The following is a 19,393-nucleotide window of genomic DNA, read 5'->3' as shown; positions in this document are numbered from 1 at the left end:
GAGCAGGGTCGGGCTCAGGCTCGGGCTTGGCAGGGAGGGGTCAGGGGCGGGTGCGCAGCTGTCCGGGCTGATCGAGCACGCGACGGATGGCCTCCACATCGACCTCGCTCACCGTGGCCGGCGACCACTGCGGCTCGTCCTGCTTGTCGATCATGGTGCAGCGCACGCCCTCGGCGAAGTCCGGGGAGACGATCGTGTCCGCGGCCAGAGCCAGCTCGCGCTCCAGGCACTCCTGCAGCGACTCGGCCTCCGCCCCGCGCTCCAGCAGCTCCCACGTGCGCACCAGCGACGACGGCGACGCCCCCGCCAGATCCTCGGCCGGGGCCTTGACCAGGATCTCGCCCAGCGTGTCCGCGCCGTAGAGCTCCTCGATCTCGTCCCAGCGCTCGGGCAGCGAGGCCTCCGGGATGCCGTCGTTCTCCCCCGGGCCGGCCGAGTACTCGGCGACGGCGGCGGCGACGCCGTCACTGACCACGGCCTCCTTGAAGGCCTCGAGCCGCGACTCAGGCACGAAGTTGTCGGCCAGCCCGATCGCCAGCGCGTCCGGCCCGGAGATCCGAGCGCCGGTCAGGCCCATCCAGCGGCCCACGCCCAGCGACGGACCGCGGCCCAGCAGCGAGACCCGCGGCAGGAACCACGAGGCGCCGATGTCCGGGAAGAATCCGATCGCCGTCTCCGGCATGCACATCACGGTCGTGTCGGTGACGATGCGGTGCGAGCCGTGCACGGAGATGCCCATGCCGCCGCCCATCGTGTAGCCCTCCATGACCGCGACGTACGGCTTGGGGTACTGCGAGATCGCCAGGTCGAGCGAGTACTCGTCGGTGAAGGCGGCCACGCCGTCCTCGAAGCGGTCGTCGAGCACGGCGTCGCGGATCTGCCGGATGTCGCCGCCGGCGCAGAAGGCGCGTGGGGCGGAGGTGGTCACGAGCACCTGGGTGACGGCGTCGTCGTCCCGCCAGGCCCACAGGGCCTCCAGCATGTCGCGGTACATGCGCGCCGTGAGCGCATTGAGGGCCTTGGGGCGGTCCAGGACGATGATCCCGGTGCCGTCCCGCACCTCGGTGCGCACGTAGGCCTTGGAATCGGGGGCGGGTTCGCTCGCTGCGTTCTGCGTCATGACCACCACAGTAGGAGCGCGCACCTGCCGGGAGGCAGAGCCCGACGGCGGTTGCCGCCGCAGTTCCCGTCGACGGCCCCCTCAGCCGATCAGGCGCCCTTTCATCTCCGGGAGCAGGAGCCCGGCGATCGCCGCGATCGCGAAGGCCGCCGAGAACACCCCGAAGACCACCGGCATGCCACCGGCGACGAACAGCACGGGGACGATCAGGGGCGCTGCGATCGAGGCGATGCGCCCCACTCCTGCCGCCAGCCCGGTGCCGGTGCCGCGCAGGGACGTGGGGTAGAGCTCGGGGCCGATCGCGTAGAGCGTGCCCCAGGCCCCGAGGTTGAAGAACGACAGGCAGCACCCGGCCGCGATCACCGCGGCCTCCGAATCCGCCAGCCCGAAGCCGATGGCGGAGGCAGCCGAGCCCGCCAGGAAGACCACCAGCGTCACGCGCCGTCCCAGGACCTCGATCAGCCACGCGGCCATGGCATAGCCGGGCAGCTGGGCGAGCGTGATGATCAGCGTGAAGCCGAAGGAGCGCACCAGGCTGTAGCCCTGCTCGACCAGCAGCGACGGGATCCACGTGAACGCCCCGTAGTAGGCCAGGTTGAGGCAGAACCACACGGTCCACAGCGCGAGCGTGCGCCGTCGCAGCCCAGCGGCGAAGATCGACGACGGCTGACCCTGCTCGGGCTGTCCCTGCAGCGACGGATCTGCCGGTGCCTCGACCCTCGCCGAGTCGATCGCGGCTGCGGGCCGCTCGGCGGACCGGATCTCGGCCTCATCGCGCGCCGCCTCGACGGCCGCGGCGTCGTCGTGGTCGGAGCCCTCCCGGCGCCCGCCGTCGGTCTCGAAGTCGCGCACGACGCGCTCGGCCTCGTCATACCGGCCGCGCGATTCCAGGAAGCGCACGGACTCCGGCAGCCCGAATCGGACCACCAGGGCGTAGAGGGCCGGCACCGCCCCGAGAGCCAGGGCCCAGCGCCAGCCGGAGTCTGAGGCCGCGACCACGAAGTACCCGATCGCCGCGGCGGCGATCCAGCCCAGCGCCCAGAACGCCTCGAGCCACACGACCACGCGGCCGCGGATGCGCCGCGGCGCGAACTCGGACACGAGCGTGGAGGCCACCGGCAGCTCCGAGCCCAGGCCGAGGCCCACGAGGAAGCGCAGGATGATCAGCGCCGTCACCGATATCGCCAGCGCGCTGGCCCCGGTCGCCAGGCCGTAGACCAGCAGCGTCAGGCTGAACACCGCTCGACGTCCGATCCGATCCGCGAGCAGACCGCCCAGCGAGGCCCCCAGCGCCATGCCCAGGAAGCCCGCCGAGATGATCCAGGACCGGGTCTGCGCGTCGAGGCCCCACTGCTGCGCCAGGGCGGCGATCACGAAGGAGATCAGGCCCACGTCCATGGCATCCAGCGCCCAGCCGATGCCGGAGGCCCCGAGCAGCCGGCGATGCCGCCCGTTGAAGGGCAGCCGGTCGAGGCGCTCGGTGCGCGTGGGGGCATGGACGGTCTGCGTGTTCACGAGCCTGCTCTCTGTGGGGGCGTGCCAGGGTCGGCCGCACGGATGGGGTCCGCGCCGCCGGTCACAGCGTCAGCACGTGCTCCAGCAGATCGCGCGTGTACTCGCTGTCCGGACGGGCCAGGACGTCCTCGGTGAGCCCATGATCCACGATCCGGCCCTTCTGCAGCACCGCCAGGCGGTGAGCGATGTGCCGGGACAGCGTGATGTTGTGCGTCACGAACAGCATGGCCATGCCGGTCTCATCCTGGATCTCGCGCAGCAGCTCGATCACCGCGGCCTGCACGGAGACGTCCAGCGCCGAGGTCACCTCATCGCACACCAGCACCGACGGGGCGCTGACCAGCGCGCGGGCAATCGCCGCGCGCTGCCGCTCGCCGCCGGAGAGGTCGCCGGGTCGGCGGTCGATGTAGGAGCGGCCGAGCCGGACCTGATCCAGCGCCACGGAGACCGCCTCGCGACGCTGCGCCGAGGACATCCCGCCGCCCATCTGCAGCGGCACGGCCAGGGACTCGCCGATCGTGCGCCGGGGGTTCAGCGACGAGAACGGCGACTGGAAGATGTACTGGATGCGCCGACGCTGCTCCGCCGCGCGCTTGCGGGTGGTCTCGGCCAGCGGCTCACCGTCCAGCAGCACCTGCCCGGTCCACGACGCCGCCGACAGTCCCGCGATGGCGCGGGCCAGGGTGGTCTTGCCGGAGCCCGACTCGCCCAGCAGCATCGTGGTCTGCCCCGAGTGCAGCTCCAGCCGCAGCCCGTCCAGCACCGTCTTGGGCCCGTACGACAGGCTCAGGTCCTCGACCGCCAGCAGGGGACGCGACGACGGCGTCGTCGCCTCCCGCTCGGACCGAGGCTCGGGCAAGGCCGTCGCCTCGGGCTCGGCCGTGGACGCCGAGGGGGCCGCGGTCCCCGCCGGGTCCTCGGTCGTGTCCGCGTCCTGCGCCCACGGGAGCGCGGCTGGGGCGACCGCCGTTCCGGCTCCCGACGGTGCGTCCGAGGGCGCCTGCGCCGCGTCAGCCGCGCCCGCCCCGCCGCGCTGGCCGACCGGCAGGCCGCCACCGATGCGCTTGCGGCCCTCGAGGTCCGGCACGGCCGCCACCAGGCGGCGCGTGTAGTCGTGGGTCGGGGCGCGCAGCACCTGCTCTGCCGAGCCGGCCTCCACGATGCGGCCCTTGAGCATGACCGCGACCTCGTCGGCGATCTGGGCGACCACCGCGATGTCGTGGGTGATGTAGAGCCCTGCGGCGTCGTGGCGGCGGGTCAGGTCGATGACCGTGTCCAGGACCAGATCCTGAGTGGCCACGTCCAGGCCCGTGGTGGGCTCGTCCAGGATGATCACGGCCGGGCGGGTCGCGAACGCCATGGCGATGCCGATGCGCTGCTGCTGACCGCCCGAGAGCTGATGCGGGTAGCGGCGCTGGGAGGCGGCGTCCGAGGGCATGCCCACCTCCTCGAGCACCTCAGCCACGCGCGCCGTGCGGGAGGCGGGGCCGGCGCCGTAGTCGTGGATGCGCAGGACCTCGGCGATCTGCTCGCCCACGCGCATGGACCCGTTGAGCGACAGCGCAGGGTCCTGCGGGACGTAGGCGATCGTGGACCCGCGAAGCCGCCGCACCTGCGCCGAGCTCAGCTCCGGGAGCTGCGCGCCGTCCGGGTGGAAGCGCGAGGCGCCCGGATGCAGCGTGATCGAGCCGCCGCGCAGCTCCAGGCCCGGCCTGAGGTACGACATGCACGCCAGGGCTGCCGTCGTCTTGCCGGAGCCGGACTCCCCCACCAGCGCCAGGATGCGCCCGGGGTGCAGCTCGAAGCCGATGTCGTGCAGGATCTGGCGTCCGCCCGTCACGCCGAGATCGAGCCCGGACACGCTCAGGGCGTTCTCGACGGTGGCCGCCGACGACGGGTCCGCGGCGCGCCTGCCTTCTGCGCGCGATGCAGTGCTCGGGGTCATCGTCGTCCCTCCTCGGGGCTCGAGGCGGCATCGGATCCGGTGCCGGAAGCGGAGGCGGTGGCCGAGCCGGTGGAGGCCTCGGATTCGGGAACCGCCGGGCCGCCCGCTGGTGCCGCGCCCTGTGCGCCGGCTCGGATGCCCTCGAGATCCTCCTCGACCACGGAGCTGCCGCCGGCCGAGGCGGCCGCGATGCCGTCGGCGATCAGGTTGGTGCCCACCGTCAGCACGGCGATCGCCAGCACGGGAAGCAACACGCCCCACGGCTGGACGGCCAGGGCGATGCGGTTCTCGTTGATCATCAGGCCCCAGTCGGCGGTGGGCGGCTGCATGCCCAGACCCAGGAAGGACAGCGAGGCCAGCGCGCCGATCGAGTAGGTCATGCGCAGACCGAGCTCGACCATCAGCGGGCCCGTGACGTTCGGCAGGATGTCCTGGGCCAGGATCCGCCACTGCGGCACGGCGTACATGTGGGAGGCCAGGACGTAGTCCTCGCCCACCACGCCGACGGCGGCCGAGCGCATCACGCGCGCGGTGCGCGGCGCATGGGTCAGGCCGACGACCAGGATCAGCACCCAGCCCTTGGGGCCGAGCACGGTGACGGCCAGCATGGCGAACACGAGCTGCGGCAGCGCGAGTCCGATGTCGCCGATGCGCATGATCAGGGCATCGAGCCAGCCGCCGCCCATGGCCGCGACCATGCCCAGCACCGCGCCCAGGCCCACGCCCAGCACCGTGGCCGCCGCGGACCACAGCAGAAGGCGCCAGCCGCCTGCTAGCCAGCGGGAGAGGACGTCGCGGCCCAGGTTGTCAGTGCCCAGCGCCGCGCCGTCGGCCACGAAGGGCCGCCCCACGAACTCGGTGGTGGTGTGCCCCGTCAGCGCGGCGGCCAGGAACGGCCCGAGGATCGCCACGAGCAGCACGGCCCCGGTCAGGATCAGACCCACCTTGGACTCCGTGCGGGCCAGGAATCGGCGGGTCAGGCTGTCTCGGACCGGGCCGCCGCCGATCGCGCCGGTCGAGGGGGCCCTGGTGGTGGAAGCGCTCATCGTCCCGACTCCGTTCGCAGCTTGGGATTGGCCAGGATCCCGACGACGTCGGCCAGCAGGTTGACCACCACGTAGAAAGCGGCGATCAGCAGCGAGATCGTCTGCACGACCTGGACATCGCGGTTGTTCACCGCATCGACCATGGCCTGCCCGATCCCGGGATACCGGAAGAGGACCTCGATGACCACGATGCCGCCGGCCAGCCAGGCCAGCTGCATGGCCACGACCTGGGCCACCGGACCGATCGCATGGGGCAGGGCGTGGCGCAGGATGACCTGGCGCTCCGGCACGCCCTTGAGCCGGGCCATCTCCACGTAGCCGCTGGAGAGGACCTCGGTCATGGTCTGGCGCATCATGCGCACCATGTAGGGCACCACCACGAGCACGAGCGCGGCCACCGGCAGCACGAGCTGCAGCGGGAACTCCCACACCCGCGTTCCGGGGGCGGCCATGGTCACGGAGGGCAGGATCTGCAGCACGGTCGTGGAGAACAGCGCCACGAGCACGATGCCGACCACGAACTCCGGCAGCGAGGCGAGGATCATGGACCCGGTGTTCAGCGCGGTGTCCGAGGCGCGGCCGCGGCGCAGGGCGGCCCAGGTGCCCAGGGCGAGCCCCAGTGGCACGGCGATCACGGCGGCGATGGCCATGAGCACGAGCGAGTTGACGATCCGCTCGCCCAGCAGCGCGCTGATCGAACCGCCCGTGGCGGCGGAGACGCCGAGGTCCCCGGTGAGGATGCCGCCCAGCCAGTCGAAGTAGCGCTGCCACCAGGGCTGATCCAGCCCCAGCTGCGAGCGCAGGGCCTCGAGCCGCTCGGGGGTCGCCTGCTGGCCAAGGATCGCCTGGGCGGGATCGCCCGGCAGCAGCAGGGTGAAGACGAAGACGACGAAGGACACCGCCAGCAGGACCAGCACGGAGACCGCCAGCCGCTTCAGGATCATGCTCAGCATCTCTCAGGCCTCCCCGTCCGCGGCGTCGCCGGTCTCGATCCAGAGGTTCCGGAAGCGGAACGACGCGATCGGCATGCCCGATCGGTCGCTGGCCCCGCCGCCCACGTAGCGCTGATAGGCATCGGCCACGTCGAAGAAGCCGAAGATGATGTTGCCGCCCTCGTCGTGATGCAGCTGCATGGCCTGGCGGATCAGCTCGTCGCGATCGGCGTCGTCCAGGGTCTCGCGGGCTTGGGCCACGAGCTGCGTGAACTCGGGCTGGTCCCAGTGGGTCTCGTTGTACGGAGAGTCCGGCAGGGAGGTGTCCGCGGCCTGCGGCAGGAAGTTGCGCGTGTAGTAGAACGACTGCGCGAACGGGAACTCCAGGTAGCCCGAGCCGAAGAACGTGGTGGCATCGACCCTGCGCAGCGAGACCTCGATCCCGGCGTCGGCGGCCTGCTCGACGAAGACCGTGGCGGCCTCGACCGCACCGGCCTGGATCGGGGCGGTCACCAGCTCGACGCTCAGCCCGTCCGGGTGTCCGGCCTCGCTCAGCAGCTGCTTGGCGCGCTCGATATCGCGCTCGCGCTGCGGCAGGTCCTGCGGGTAGGCGGAGTCGAACGGCGAGTACATGTCGTTGCCGACCCTCCCCTGCCCGGCGAAGGCGACCTCGATCATCTGCTCACGGTCGATCACGAGCTTGAAGGCCTCCCGCACCCGGGGGTCGTCGAACGGCGCCATGTCGGTGCGCATGGTGAACGGGACCCAGTTGCCGGTCTCGGAGGTGATCACCTGGATGCGGGGGTCCTCCGAGATCACGTGGACCAGCGGCAGCGGCACCTGCGCGATCACGTCCACCTGCGAGGACAGCAGCGAGTTCATCAGCGCGTCCTCGTCGTCGAAGTTCATCAGCAGGACCTCGTCCAGATGCGGACGGCCCTGCCAGTAGTCGTCGAAAGCCGTCAGCTGCGTGGTCCCGCCCGGTTCGAAGTTCGTGAGCCGGAACGGACCGGTGCCGATCGGGTCGGCGGGGTCGTAGTCCTGCGGCACGATGCCCATGACGTATTGGGCCAGCGCATCCGTGAGCACCGCGTCCGGGGAGCCCAGCACGAAGCGCACGGTGCGCTCGTCGACCTCCTCGACGGACTCGAGCGTGGCCAGCTTGCTGGACCCGCTCTTGGGATCCTCCGGGTTCATGATCCGTTCAAAGGTGAAGCGCACGTCCGCCGAGGTCAGCGGCCTGCCGTCGTGGAAGCGCACCCCTTCGCGCAGCGTGACCGTCCACTGATCGCCGGTCTCGTTCGGCTCGGCCGACTCGGCCAGCGACGGCACCACCTGGTAGTCCGCGTCATAGGCGAACAGGGTGTCGTAGAGGTTGAACATGCGGGCGGCGTCGCCGGTGCCCAGGGGAACGTGGGCGTCGACGGTGTCCGAGGCGCCGCCTCCGGTGATCCCCACGCGCAGCGTCCCGCCCTCCACGGGGGTGTCGCCGGCCTCGAGCACCGAGGCCTCCGTTCCGCCGCAGCCGCTGAGCACGAGCCCGGCACCGCCGGCAGCCACGGCCAGCAGCCCCCGACGGCTCAGCCGAGGGGGTATCGGGCGAGCGGAGAGCGCAGACGAGGACAGGGGGATAGAGCGGAGCTGAGGGTCTGAAGCCATGGAGTCATCCGAGTGTCGAGCCCCGAGACGTGACGGGGCGCTGCGCCCGGGCGATCGCAGCGGACCTGACCGGGTCGTGGGCAGAAGGATGCTCAGCTACGGGATGCTGCCGGAGCTGCGCTCATGGAAGCTCCAGTCGCGGCGGCGGGCCTGGAGGGTGGATCCGCTCACTGTCGTCATGATCCGCCTCCTTCAGGTGCGCGCGACCGCGGCACCGGGGTGGTGCCGGACCCATGAGGTCTCCTGCCGAGTCGCACGTCACACACTAGGCCCCGGGATGGACCGCGGCCAGGGCGGAGGGCTTGATTGCAGGCCTTGTCATGAGCGGGTGCTGCGGAGCCGAGGGCTCGGGTCGGGCGTCGCGGGCCTGCACGTCAGGCCCGGGCGGCCTCCTCGGCCAGCACGTCCATGGCCAGATCGGCGCGGTTCGTGACGATCGCATCCGCCCCCTCATGCAGGAGGGTCCTCATGTCCTGCGGCTCATCGACGGTCCAGACGTGCACCTGGACTCCGACCGCGTGGGCGCGCTCGATCAGCCGCTCGGTGATCAGGCGGCGATCGCGCAGGCGAGGACCGATCACCGGCAGCCCGATCAGCTCGGGGGCGAACCAGCGCCAGAACATGGGCAGCTGCACGGCCTCGAACGGCGGGACCCAGCGCCCCGCCAGCCGGAGCACCACCGGCCACAGCCGCGGCACCAGGCTCAGGCAGATGATCATCAGCGCGGAGCCGAGGGATCCGGCCGACGAGCTCGGCACGGCCAGCCCGCGCTCGCGCAGGTGCTGAAGGGTTCGGCGCCGGCGGCCGTCCGAGAAGGACGCGATCCGCACACGGTCCACGGCACCGGTGCGCTCCAGCAGCTCGGGCAGCGCCGCCACGGAGGCCTCGTCCTTCACGTCGATGTTGAACCGGGCCTCCGGCATCTCCTCGAGCAGGTGCGCCAGCGTCAGCGGGGGCTCTCCCCCTGCCACGCTGAGCTCCATCATCTGGGCGTGGGTGTGATCGCCGACCTGCCCCGAGCCGTCGGTGACGCGGTCCAGCGAGCCGTCGTGGAAGACCATGACCACGCCGTCGCTGGTGGTGTTGACGTCGAGCTCGAGCCACAGGCAGCCGAGGTCCCAGGCGGCCTGGAAGGCGGTGAGGGTGTTCTCCGCTCCCGCGAGGGAGAAGCCGCGGTGGGCCATGACCGACGGGGTGGAGCCGTCCCTGTTGGTGTCGACGGCCGAAGGCGCCGTGCGGGATTCCATGCGCCGATAGTACGCACTTAGTTACCGACGAGTTACCAGAGTTCCTGGCAGTTGCCACGTGATTCCCGCGACGTGGTTCACAGGTCGGCGCGCACCGCCAGCAGCTGCTCGATGACCTGGGCGACGCCGTCGTCGTCGAAGCCGGGCGCGGTGCGCTCGACGGCCGCCACGACCGCCGGGTCCCCGGAGCTCAGGGCATAGCCGTACCCCGCCCACTGCAGCATCCGCAGATCGTTCGGCATGTCGCCGAAGGCCAGGACCTCATGGGCCTCGATGCCCCTCTGGCGGCAGTGCTCGGCCAGCGCCTCCGCTTTGGAGAGCCCGGTGCGCGCGATCTCTGCCAGGGGGGCCTGCGCCACGGAGTGCGTGACCGAGACCAGATCGGAGACCTCCTCGCTGACCGCGGCCACGAACTGCTGCGGATCGGCTCCGGGCAGGCGGGCGAGGAGCTTCACGACGCAGTCATCGGGCTCGAGCACCTGGGGCAGCGGGCCGATCCGAGCTCCCCTGATCCGAGTGCGGTCACCGACCAGCCAGTCCGGCTCGGCCGCCACGCCGCGCAGCGTCTCGGCGCTGAACACGGCCTGCGGGAAGAGTCGGCGCAGGCGCGCATGGACCTCGAGCGCCGTCTGGGCGCTGAGGGTCCTGCTGGAGACCACGGCCTCCTGGGCGAAGTCGTAGACGAGCGCCCCGTTGGAGCAGATGACGGCCCCGATGGGTGCCTGGTCCTCCCCGTCCGCGCCCGGGGCGATCGACTCCCCCAGCTCATGGAGATCGCGCAGAGGATCCAGCCATCGCCACGGGCGCCCCGTGACGAAGATGATCGGGATCCCGGCCGCCTCGAGCTGTCTCAGGGCCTGCTGGGTCCGAGGCCGGAAGCGGAAGTCGTGGCCGATCAGCGTGCCGTCGAGGTCGCTGGCCACGAGACGGACCTCCCGGGCCATCCGCTGCGGATCCGGGCCCAGGAGGTCGGTCCGACTCATTTCTCCTCGTGGGTCCCGGTCAGGAAGGCCCGACCGATGCCGTGGAAGAACAGGTTGAAGTTCAGCACGGCGGGCGAGGCGCCCTCCACGTCCAGGTGATCGGTATCCACCGCGGTGACGCAGAAGATGTAGCGGTGAGGGCCGTGGCCGGGAGGCGGAGCCGCGCCCTCGAAGGCCTCGGAGCCGCCGTCGGCGCGGTGGCGCGTGGAGCCCTCCGGCGGGTTGGCGGCCGCACCGGTCTCCAGGGAGGTCACGTCCGCGGGGATGTTGGACAGCGCCCAGTGCCAATAGCCCGAGGGCGTGGGGGCATCCGGGTCGAAGGCCGTCACCACGTAGGAGCGGGTGCCCTCCGGGGCGCCGGACCAGCTCAGCTGCGGCGAGACGTCCTGCCCCGCGACCTGTGCCTGGGGCAGCGGCTGGCCGTCGGCGATGTCCTGCGAGCTCAGCTCGAAGACGGGCAGCTCGGGAAGTCCTGCATAAGGTTCGCGATCGAGCATGGGATCCTCCTAGATCCGTCGTGTCGTCCTTGCGATGGTGTCCCGGTGCCGCCGGAGCTGTGCGCGGCGGCGCCCGGGGAGCTCAGTCATCCAGCGTCCGGTCGAGCCCGGCAGGATCGGCTCCGTCCGGCTCGACTGGAGCGGCCGGCTCCGCGGCGACGCCCGCCAGGGCCTCGAGCTCGCTGCGGCGCGGGAGATCCGCACCGGCGCGCGAGACGGTGATGGCCGCAGCATCCGCCGCCCGGATCAGGATCTCCCGGACCTCGTCCTCGCCGAGCGCCGCCAGGCGCTGGGCGGCTCCGGGACCGGTGATCCCGCGATCGGCGGCCTGCGAGATCAGCGCGGCCATGAAGGTGTCGCCGGCGCCGACGGTATCCACGACATCCGTGCGGCGGGCGGGGACCTCGATGCCCACGGGGCCGGTGGCCTCGGTCACCGCCCAGGGTCCCATCTCCCCGCGGGTCACGACCACCATGCCGGCGCCCTTGCGCAGCCACGCGCGGGCCGACTCCTGGAGGGTCGAGCCGGGGTAGAGCCACAGCAGGTCCTCGTCCGAGGCTTTGATGAGATCCGAGCGCTCGGCCAGCTCCTCCACGCGGGCGCGGACGCGCTCCACGTCCGGGGTGATCGACGGGCGGCAGTTGGGGTCCAGGCTGATCAGGGCTCGGCCCCGCGCCGCCTCGATGAGCCGACGCACCGTGTCCGCGCCCGGCTCGAGCGCGGCTGCGATGGAGCCGGTGTGCACAGCTTCCGAGGTCTCGGCGATGCGCTCCAGGTCCTCGTCCGACAGCGGCGGATCCCAGGTCAGCGCGAACTCGTACTCGGCCGAGCCGTTCTCGGCCAGGATGGCCTCCGCGGTGGAAGTCGGCTGAGCCTGGCGCGGCAGCGGCAGCTCGATCCCCTCTGCCGAGAGGCTCTGCTCCAGGAGGCGGCCGTCGTCGTCCTCGCCCCAGGTGCCCAGGAAGGTCACGGGGTGCCCCAGTCGGGCCAGGCCCACCGCGACGTTGAAGGGGCTTCCGCCGGGGTGCCTCACGGCCTCTCCGCCCGGGCGTGAGACGACGTCCACGAGTGCCTCACCGATGACTGTCAGCATGGCGCCACAGTAGCAGTGGGCCACGCCGCGGCTGCGTGATGCACCGGCTAGGATCTAGCCCGGATCCAGGCCTCTGTGCCTGCGCCACACACACTCCGGAGCACCGGCCCACCGCGGGCCAGCGGTGCGAGTCGTGCGACGACGCACGCAGCCAAGGCCCCGACAGCGTCGTCGGAGCCAGGAAGCAGGTCATCTGTGAACTCCGTCGAGCCCTGGAACGAGCGCGAGGCCCGCGCCGAGGCCATGGTGCCCGTGATCGGCCGTCTCTACCGCGAGAACAAGGTCGTCCTGAGCATCCACGGCCGGTCGCTGGTCCACAAGTCCGTCCTGGACATCCTCAAGGCGCACCGCTTCGCTCGGCGCATCGTCGGCGAGGAGCTGCCCACGGAGGTCAGCGAGCAGCTCATCGGCATCATCGACTCCCTCGATCTGGGCGCCAGCCGCATCGACCTGGGCCGCCTGGCCGCCGGGCTGCAGGAGTCCCAGCGCGAGGACATGCAGCAGTACGTCCGCGAGCAGCTGGCCGCCGTCGTCCAGCGCAAGGGCCAGAACAGCGCCAAGACGCAGGACGTGGTGCTCTACGGCTTCGGGCGCATCGGCCGCCTGCTGACCCGCATCCTGGTGGAGCGCAACGACGGCACCGGCATGGTGCTGCGCGCCGTCGTGGTCCGCAAGAAGCCCGGCAACGACCTGGTCAAGCGCGCGTCCCTGCTGCGCCGCGACTCGATCCACGGCAAGTTCAACGGCTCGATCGTGGTGGATGAGCAGCGCAACGTGATCACCGCCAACGGCGTGGACATCCAGGTGATCTACGCCGACAGCCCCTCCGAGGTCGACTACACCGCCTACGGGATCCACGACGCCATCCTGATCGACAACACCGGCGTCTGGCGCGATGTCGACGGCCTCTCCCGGCACCTGCAGTCCCAGGGCATCGCCAAGGTCCTTCTGACCGCGCCGGGCAAGGGCGGGATGAAGAACATCGTCTGCGGCGTCAACGACTCGGACATCTCCGCAGAGGACCGGATCGTCTCCGCCGCCTCCTGCACCACCAACGCCATCACCCCGGTGGTCAAGGTGATCGACGACGAGTACGGCATCTCCCAGGGCCACGTGGAGACCGTCCACGCCTTCACCAACGACCAGAACCTCACGGACAACTACCACAACGGCCCCCGACGCGGCCGTGCCGCCGGGCTGAACATGGTGCTCACCGAGACCGGCGCCGCCAAGGCCGTCGCCAAGGCGCTGCCCAAGATGGAGGGGCGCCTCACCGGCAACGCCATCCGCGTCCCCGTCCCCGACGTCTCCATGGCCGTGCTGACCCTGCAGCTCGATCGCGCCCCGGCCGATGCCGCCGAGCTCAACGCCTTCCTGCGCGGCATCTCCCTGGACTCCCCGCTGAGCCGCCAGATCGACTACACCGACTCCCCGGAGACGGTGTCCTCCGACCTCGTGGGCTCCCGCTACGCCTCCGTGGTGGACGGCCTGGCCACCGTCGTGAACGGCAAGACCGTGGTGGTCTACGTCTGGTACGACAACGAGTTCGGCTACTCCTCGCAGGTGGTGCGCGTGGCCGCCAAGATGGCGAACATCCAGCAGCCCACCTTCCCCTCGGACTGGACCGGCGCCAGCGCCATCCCGGCGAACTGAGGCTTAGGGTCCGCGTCGAGCGGCCTCCGGGTGCCGCCTTCCCCGTCGAGTGGCCCCGTGGTGTGCGCTGAGAGCCTCAGACGCACACCACGGGGCCACTCGTCTGCGTGGGAGCCAAAGGCTCACACCGCGGCGCCGTTCGACGCAGGTGAAGGCCGACGTGCGGAATCGAGAGCTCAGACGGCGCGAGCGGTGACGACCAGGTTGTACTCGTAGCTCCAGGCGCCGCCGGTGCTGATGGAGGCGCCGGAGCAGGTCACGAGCACCAGCTCATCCGGACCGGTGCTCTGCAGCATGTCCTCGGGAAGCGCCTGCTGCTCGTAGACCTGCAGCGATTCGACGACGTACTCGTGGACCTCGCCCTCGTCGTCGGTGACCAGGACCGGGGCGCCCGTCTCGAGTCCGGCGATCAGCGACGCTACGGGCGCACCGATCGGCGCGGACTGGTCGTACCAGACGGTGCCCGGCGCCTCGGGCAGCACGAGCGCTCCGTCCACCGCCCGCGACGGCGAGCAGCCCACGCTGATGCTCCGGGTCGGGGCCTCGAGGCGATCGGGCTGACCGGCCAGGGAGGCGGCTGCCGCGGAGGTGTCCACGGAGCCGTCGTATGTGTCTGCGGCGTCGGGCTGAGCGGCGTAGTGCACCGCCGTGCCGATCACCGCAGCCACCACCAGCAGCGCACCGAGCAGCGCCAGGACGGCGGCCACAGGCCTGCGGCGATCAACGCTCATGGGGCCCAGCATCTCTGGATCCAGGGACGACGAAGCCCCCGCCCGACGGCAGCTCCCTCAGGGCTGCCGCCGACCAGGGGCTCCGAGGGCTCACTCGCCGCGCGAGCGCCGCAGGCGCGGCACGGCGAAGACGGCTGCGGCCAGAAGCAGGAGCACGCCGCCGCCCAGGGCGAGGGGCGTCCAGCCGCTCGTGCCGACCAGACCGGCGCCCTCGCCCGAGTGGACCTCCACCTGATCGGGGCCGCCGTGGTCGCCGCCGCCCGAAGCCGGGACCACCGGCTGCTCGGAAGGCTGCTCGCTCGGGGCTGCCGGGGTCTCAGGCACGGCACAGGGCGTCACCGTGGGCTTCGGGGTCGGCTCCGGGGTCGGCTCGTCCGGCACCGCGACGATGCCGGCATCCAGCGAGCGCAGGTGACGAGCCCCGGGTCTGAAGGTCACCGTGGAGGTGGTGACGGCTGCGACAACGGCCAGAGCCGCCGTGCGACGCGGACGAGTGCTGCGGCCGAGGACGGCAGACGGATGCTGGGACATGGGTCTCCTCATGGTGGTGGGGGCGCCACCCGGTGCACCCGCTCACTCTCCCCCATGAGGCCAGGCACAGCACCTTGTGCCGTTGGCCACGTCGTAGACCTGAAACTGCAGGTCGGAACGGCTTTCCGGGGAAAATTTCCGCACCCGTCCCCACAGAAGCACCAGACGATCCCTCAGCCCAGCAGCCACTCCTGCATGGCCCGGCCCAGCCCGTGCAGATCCTCGAGATGGACCATCTCTCGCGCCGAGTGCATGGACAGCAGCCCGACGCCCACGTCCAGGGTGCGCATGCCCAGTCGTCCCGCTGTGATGGGGCCGATGGTGGAGCCGCACGGCACGGCGTTGTGGGAGACGAACTCCTGGACCGGCACATCGGCGCTGCGGCAGGCCAGCCGCCACTGGGCAGCGCCATCGGCGTCGGTCGTGTAGTGCTGATCCGCGTTGATCTTCAGCAGCGGACCGCCTCCCGGCATCGGCCGCACGGCGGGGTCGTGGTGGCCGGGGTAGTTGGGGTGCACCAGGTGCCCGGCATCGGAGGACAGGCACGAGGACGAGGCGATCGCCGCCCGTCGTCGGTCCTCGTCCCAGCCCAGCGCCGCCCCCACGCGCACCAGCACATCCTCGAGGAACGGCCCGGCGGCCCCGGAGCGGGTGCGCGAGCCGACCTCCTCGTGGTCGAAGGCCGCAAGCATCGCGATGTGCCGACCGCCGCGCAGGTCATCGAGCCGGCCGGTCAGCGCCTCGAGACCCGCGTGCACGGAGGTGAGGTTGTCGAGCCGCCCCGAGGCCAGCAGCTCCTGGTGCGCGCCGAAAAGGCGCGGCTGCTGCGTATCGGCCAGCACGATGTCCCAGCCCAGCAGGTCCTCGGCGCGCACCCGCAGACCGCCCCGGGAGGCCGCCTCGGCCAGCAGCGCCAGGACATCCCCGGGTTCGTCGCCGCAGCCCCAGATCGGCTGGGTGTGCTGCTGCGGATCCAGGCTCAGCGCCTTGTTGGCCCCGCGGTCCAGGTGAATCGCCAGCTGCGGGATCCGCGCCACGGGCTCCGTCGCCACCAGGCGGGACTCCGGCCCCTGCTCGGTGCGCACGGTGATCCGCCCGGCCAGGCGAAGCTCTCGATCCAGCCACGAGTTCACGAGCGGGCCGCCGTAGATCTCCACCCCGGCCTGCCACCAGCCTGAATGCCCCGTGCTGGGGCGCGGCTTGAGCTTGAACGACGGCGAGTCCGTGTGGGCCCCGACGACCCGGAATCCCGCCCGCTCCCCCAAGGCCTCCGGGGTCACCCAGGCGATCAGGGCGCCGTCGCGCACCACGTACGACGGCTGCCGGACGTCGTCGCCGGACCAGGCGTCGCGCTCGTCGAGCTGATGGAAGCCGGCGGCCCCGAGCCGTCGCGCGCCCTCTGCGGCAGCGTGGAAGGAGCTCGGCGAGGCCATGACGAGCTCCGCGAGATCCTGGGCGTTCCGCGCGGCCGACGACTGCCGCCAGTCGGGATCGGCGGGGATCTGGGGACTGGGCTGAGCGTGCGTGTCGACCATGTGCTCCAGTGTAGGGACGGCCCACGGAAGCAGCTGCGTGCGATGGCGGGACCCCGGGGCACATCCATCGACTCGAGTCCATGCCGTGCCGTCGGGCTCTGCTCCTTAGAACTTCGAGATGTAGGGCATTCCGAACCTCAGAACCTGTATGTTCGCTGTATGACACACGCGGCGTCGGACGCCCCTCCGAAGCCCGCCTCCCCCCAGATCCCCTCTGACGGCACGGGGCGGGACCCCACCATGGGCATGACCGCCCTGGCCCTGGCCCTGACCGCCATCGTGCTCTCGACGATCTGCGCGGCCTTCGTGGGCGTGGTGCTGATCGAGGCGCAGCAGTTCGGCGACGGCACCTGGGCAGGCATGCCGCGCGACTCTCAGATCAAGGCCTCCGTGCTGCTGGCCGCACAGGCGGTCTGCGGTCTCATGGGCCTGGCCGCCATGGCCATGGGCGCGACCGCCTTCCTGCGCCGACGCGGACGCGGCGCGGGCCGCATGGCCATGATCGTGGCGGCGCTGGGCCCCTTCGTGGCCTGGGGGACCTGGAGCGCCGCCTCGAGCGTCGCAGCCTGAAGACCCGCGCCTGACGGGGCCTCCCGCCGGAGCTCACCCTGCTCTGCCGCACCGCGCCACTCGACCAGGCAGCGCCGCGGCACCGATCACGGTGAGGGCCGCTGGCCCTAGGGGCGCGGCGGAGCCGCCGGGGGGCCCATGGGGGCGGGCTGCTGCGGCTGCCCGGGGACGGGCGCTCCGGGCTGTCCGACGGGAACGTCCGGGCCCGCCTGCCAGGAGGTCGCGCCCGGACCGGCCTGACCACCGGCACGCCAGGCGCCGAGCATGTCCGCGATCTCCGCAGCTGCGGGCAGCTCGCGCACCCCGGCGGCGTCGAGCCCCGTGAAGCGCTCCCAGTCGCGGCGGGCGCGGGCCGGCCACACGGCGCTGTGTCGGGTCACGGCCAGGCCGCTTCGCTTGGCGATCCAGATCGCCAGGAGGCCGAAGGACACCTGCATGACCGCCGTGACGAGGAAGCCGAACCAGCCCACGGACTCTGCCTGCGCCTCCGGGTCGAACGGCACGAACAGCACCGTCAAGGAGGCGAAGATGTTGTTGACGACGTGCAGAGCGATGGCGGCCTCGAGCCCGCCGGTGCGCCAGACGACCCAGCCGGCCACGAGCGCCATCATGCCGACGGAGAGCTGACCCCAGATGTCGTAGAGGTGCCCGAGCATGAACAGCGGGACGGGCAGCAGGATCGCGAACAGGGGGTGACGCAGCCAGCGTCCCAGCATCTGCGCCAGGTAGCCGCGGAACACGACCTCTTCAGCGGTGCACTGGATGGGCACGATCAGCAGCATCAGGATGAGGCTCAGCCACCACCACGGCTGCGGCTCGAACTCGAGGCCCTGCTCCTGCGGGGCCAGCGCGCTCAGCAGCAGGCTGAGCCCCACCTGGATCACCAGGTAGATCGCGGCGGCCACGCCCAGGGTGATGGAGAGGTACTTCCAGCGGATCCGTCCGGTCACCGACCAGATCAGTCCCATCGGCCGGGGCCGCATGACCCAGCGGGCGAACAGCGCGATGGGCAGCCAGATCGCGACCGATCCGAACAGCAGCACGAGCAGCCACGGATCCGCCATGTTCATCTGGTTGGGATCGCCCGTCATGAACGTGTCCGTGAGCTCGGGGCGGAAGACAAGCATGCCCAGCAGGAGCGCGACGGTGAAGAAGATGCTCGCCCCGAGATATATCCCGCCGCTCAGCGCGCCCTCGATCAGCGGGGCCCACGGGCGATGCCGGTGGTCGGCGAGCCCGAGCCGGTGATAGGGCAGGTCGCGGACCTCCGCACCCAGTGGAAGGCGTCGCGTCCCGGAGGGAGCCCCGGTCCCGCGCGCGGGCGGACCGCCGACGGGCCCCGGCGCTGCGGCACCGCCCCAGGGCACGGGCTCAGAAGGGGAAGCCGTGGGCGACGACTGGGCGGAGGCGGCGGTGCTCATGGTCTCCACCGTATCCGCGCGGGACGACGACGCCCTCCCTCCCGAGGATGGTTCCGGACAGCGCCGCGGTCCCTCTCACGGACGACGACGGCCCCCGATCGCTCGCCCGCCGCACCGCGCCGAATCCGACCGGAGCCGAGCCGTCCCCGCAGGCTCTGGCCCTCAGCGGGCGAAGACCTCCGCGAAGCGAGCCAGCAGGCGCCGCGGCTGATCGGCCTGGGGGCCGTCGATCACGCGACGGCGCACCTCCTCGGCGTCCTCCGGACGGAAGTACCCGTGGTTCTTGTAGGCATCGATCCGGCTCAGCAGCGCGGTGTCGTCGAGCTCCGGATGGAACTGCGTGGCCCAGGCGCGCTCGCCGATGCGGAACATCTGCACCGGGCACTCCTCCCCCGTGGCCAGCAGCACGGCATTGGACGGCAGAGCGCGCACGGCCTCCTGGTGCCCCACGTACCCCCAGAAGGTCTCCGGCATCCCCTCGAGCAGGACGTCCCGGGAGCCTTCGTCGGTCACGGTGATCCGGATGGGACCCACGCCCTCGGCGTAGGTGCCGTCCACGACCCCGCCCTGATGCACGCCGAGCGTGCCCACGCCGTAGCAGGCCCCGAAGAAGGGGGTGCCGCGGTCCATGACGCGGTCGAGCAGCTCGCCGAGGTCCTTCTCCACACGGACCTGCACCTCGGTCTTCTCCGCCTGCGGCGTGGAGGTGGTGAACGGCGAGCCGCCCACGAAGATCCCGGAGATCTCGTCCAGGTCCAGATCCTGCAGCTCGCGGGCGACCTCCGGACCCTTCTCCAGGCGCAGCTGGCGCAGCTGATCCGGCTCCAGCCCCGTGAAGCGCAGGAAGGTATCGAGCTCCTCCTCGGCGATCGAGTCCTCCGGCCGGGTGGAGATCAGCAGGAACGGCTTCACCTG

Annotated in this window: 17 protein-coding genes; 2 read left to right on the top strand and 15 right to left on the bottom strand. The window is 71.5% G+C overall.

Annotated features, from left to right (window positions below):
- Positions 1 to 40: 40 nt before the first annotated feature.
- The 10 genes from FFS25_RS09915 to FFS25_RS09865 form a co-directional block, all read right to left on the bottom strand.
- The gene (locus FFS25_RS09915; RefSeq protein ID WP_249933856.1) at positions 41 to 1,120 is read right to left on the bottom strand and encodes an enoyl-CoA hydratase/isomerase family protein; all 1,080 of its coding nucleotides are present in this window, start codon (positions 1,118 to 1,120) and stop codon (positions 41 to 43) included.
- A gap of 81 nt (positions 1,121 to 1,201) precedes the next feature.
- Positions 1,202 to 2,635: an MFS transporter gene (locus FFS25_RS09910; RefSeq protein ID WP_137802787.1), complete on the bottom strand. Its 1,434-nt coding sequence runs from the start codon at positions 2,633 to 2,635 to the stop codon at positions 1,202 to 1,204.
- A 61-nt stretch (positions 2,636 to 2,696) separates the two neighbouring features.
- Complete coding sequence (locus FFS25_RS09905; RefSeq protein WP_137802786.1) at positions 2,697 to 4,580, bottom strand: ATP-binding cassette domain-containing protein; 1,884 nt, start codon at positions 4,578 to 4,580, stop codon at positions 2,697 to 2,699.
- Positions 4,577 to 5,626, bottom strand: coding sequence for an ABC transporter permease (locus FFS25_RS09895; protein ID WP_249933855.1), 1,050 nt, complete (start codon positions 5,624 to 5,626; stop codon positions 4,577 to 4,579). Before FFS25_RS09895 ends, FFS25_RS09905 begins: the two co-directional genes overlap by 4 nt.
- Positions 5,623 to 6,579: an ABC transporter permease gene (locus FFS25_RS09890; protein WP_006213649.1), complete on the bottom strand. Its 957-nt coding sequence runs from the start codon at positions 6,577 to 6,579 to the stop codon at positions 5,623 to 5,625. The genes FFS25_RS09895 and FFS25_RS09890 overlap by 4 nt, the downstream gene beginning before the upstream one ends.
- Positions 6,580 to 6,582: 3 nt before the next feature.
- Complete coding sequence (locus tag FFS25_RS09885) at positions 6,583 to 8,118, bottom strand: ABC transporter substrate-binding protein (RefSeq protein WP_137802785.1); 1,536 nt, start codon at positions 8,116 to 8,118, stop codon at positions 6,583 to 6,585.
- Between the two features lie 473 nt (positions 8,119 to 8,591).
- Entirely contained in the window at positions 8,592 to 9,464 is an 873-nt protein-coding gene (locus FFS25_RS09880; RefSeq protein ID WP_058872102.1) for a glycerophosphodiester phosphodiesterase family protein, read from the bottom strand.
- Between the two features lie 77 nt (positions 9,465 to 9,541).
- Positions 9,542 to 10,447: an HAD family hydrolase gene (locus FFS25_RS09875; protein ID WP_058872101.1), complete on the bottom strand. Its 906-nt coding sequence runs from the start codon at positions 10,445 to 10,447 to the stop codon at positions 9,542 to 9,544.
- Entirely contained in the window at positions 10,444 to 10,944 is a 501-nt protein-coding gene (locus FFS25_RS09870; protein ID WP_006213654.1) for a YbhB/YbcL family Raf kinase inhibitor-like protein, read from the bottom strand. Before FFS25_RS09870 ends, FFS25_RS09875 begins: the two co-directional genes overlap by 4 nt.
- An 82-nt stretch (positions 10,945 to 11,026) precedes the next feature.
- Positions 11,027 to 12,037 (bottom strand): carbohydrate kinase family protein, encoded by a 1,011-nt coding sequence (locus FFS25_RS09865; protein ID WP_058872100.1) that lies wholly within the window; start codon positions 12,035 to 12,037, stop codon positions 11,027 to 11,029.
- A 195-nt stretch (positions 12,038 to 12,232) separates the two neighbouring features.
- On the opposite strand from FFS25_RS09865, the gene FFS25_RS09860 reads away from it, so the two are divergent.
- Positions 12,233 to 13,690: a glyceraldehyde-3-phosphate dehydrogenase gene (locus FFS25_RS09860; RefSeq protein WP_082677041.1), complete on the top strand. Its 1,458-nt coding sequence runs from the start codon at positions 12,233 to 12,235 to the stop codon at positions 13,688 to 13,690.
- 176 nt (positions 13,691 to 13,866) lie between these two features.
- Here FFS25_RS09860 and FFS25_RS09855 read toward each other — a convergent pair whose 3' ends face one another.
- The 3 genes from FFS25_RS09855 to FFS25_RS09845 form a co-directional block, all read right to left on the bottom strand.
- A complete protein-coding gene (locus FFS25_RS09855; protein ID WP_171004165.1) occupies positions 13,867 to 14,421 on the bottom strand; it encodes a class F sortase in 555 nt (184 codons plus the stop codon).
- Positions 14,422 to 14,511: 90 nt separating this feature from the next.
- Positions 14,512 to 14,952: a hypothetical protein gene (locus FFS25_RS09850; RefSeq protein ID WP_137802783.1), complete on the bottom strand. Its 441-nt coding sequence runs from the start codon at positions 14,950 to 14,952 to the stop codon at positions 14,512 to 14,514.
- 173 nt (positions 14,953 to 15,125) lie between these two features.
- Entirely contained in the window at positions 15,126 to 16,487 is a 1,362-nt protein-coding gene (locus tag FFS25_RS09845; RefSeq protein ID WP_137802782.1) for a M18 family aminopeptidase, read from the bottom strand.
- Between the two features lie 159 nt (positions 16,488 to 16,646).
- On the opposite strand from FFS25_RS09845, the gene FFS25_RS09840 reads away from it, so the two are divergent.
- Positions 16,647 to 17,057, top strand: coding sequence for a hypothetical protein (locus FFS25_RS09840; protein WP_137802781.1), 411 nt, complete (start codon positions 16,647 to 16,649; stop codon positions 17,055 to 17,057).
- Positions 17,058 to 17,164: 107 nt separating this feature from the next.
- On the opposite strand, the gene FFS25_RS09835 is transcribed toward FFS25_RS09840, so the two are convergent.
- Positions 17,165 to 18,478: a CPBP family intramembrane glutamic endopeptidase gene (locus FFS25_RS09835; RefSeq protein ID WP_137802780.1), complete on the bottom strand. Its 1,314-nt coding sequence runs from the start codon at positions 18,476 to 18,478 to the stop codon at positions 17,165 to 17,167.
- A gap of 162 nt (positions 18,479 to 18,640) precedes the next feature.
- Entirely contained in the window at positions 18,641 to 19,390 is a 750-nt protein-coding gene (locus FFS25_RS09830; RefSeq protein WP_137802779.1) for a glutamine amidotransferase, read from the bottom strand.
- Between the last annotated feature and the right edge of the window lie 3 nt (positions 19,391 to 19,393).

The organism is Kocuria sp. 2SI (genome assembly GCF_005502825.1).
Taxonomy (GTDB): Bacteria; Actinomycetota; Actinomycetes; order Actinomycetales; family Micrococcaceae; genus Kocuria; species Kocuria palustris.
Note: the sequence above shows the minus strand (reverse complement) of the source record. Positions and strands in the feature narration are given on the sequence as shown.

Bases quoted from the DNA above. Each gene is read 5' to 3' on its own strand.
- FFS25_RS09870 (WP_006213654.1), bottom strand. From the start codon at position 10,944: ATGCTCGATCGCGAACCTTATGCAGGACTTCCCGAGCTGCCCGTCTTC.
- FFS25_RS09890 (WP_006213649.1), bottom strand. From the start codon at position 6,579: ATGCTGAGCATGATCCTGAAGCGGCTGGCGGTCTCCGTGCTGGTCCTG.
- FFS25_RS09895 (WP_249933855.1), bottom strand. From the start codon at position 5,626: ATGAGCGCTTCCACCACCAGGGCCCCCTCGACCGGCGCGATCGGCGGC.
- FFS25_RS09880 (WP_058872102.1), bottom strand. From the start codon at position 9,464: ATGGAATCCCGCACGGCGCCTTCGGCCGTCGACACCAACAGGGACGGC.
- FFS25_RS09840 (WP_137802781.1), top strand. From the start codon at position 16,647: ATGACACACGCGGCGTCGGACGCCCCTCCGAAGCCCGCCTCCCCCCAG.
- FFS25_RS09865 (WP_058872100.1), bottom strand. From the start codon at position 12,037: ATGCTGACAGTCATCGGTGAGGCACTCGTGGACGTCGTCTCACGCCCG.
- FFS25_RS09875 (WP_058872101.1), bottom strand. From the start codon at position 10,447: ATGAGTCGGACCGACCTCCTGGGCCCGGATCCGCAGCGGATGGCCCGG.
- FFS25_RS09855 (WP_171004165.1), bottom strand. From the start codon at position 14,421: ATGAGCGTTGATCGCCGCAGGCCTGTGGCCGCCGTCCTGGCGCTGCTC.
- FFS25_RS09850 (WP_137802783.1), bottom strand. From the start codon at position 14,952: ATGTCCCAGCATCCGTCTGCCGTCCTCGGCCGCAGCACTCGTCCGCGT.
- FFS25_RS09835 (WP_137802780.1), bottom strand. From the start codon at position 18,478: ATGAGCACCGCCGCCTCCGCCCAGTCGTCGCCCACGGCTTCCCCTTCT.
- FFS25_RS09905 (WP_137802786.1), bottom strand. From the start codon at position 4,580: ATGACCCCGAGCACTGCATCGCGCGCAGAAGGCAGGCGCGCCGCGGAC.
- FFS25_RS09915 (WP_249933856.1), bottom strand. From the start codon at position 1,120: ATGACGCAGAACGCAGCGAGCGAACCCGCCCCCGATTCCAAGGCCTAC.
- FFS25_RS09845 (WP_137802782.1), bottom strand. From the start codon at position 16,487: ATGGTCGACACGCACGCTCAGCCCAGTCCCCAGATCCCCGCCGATCCC.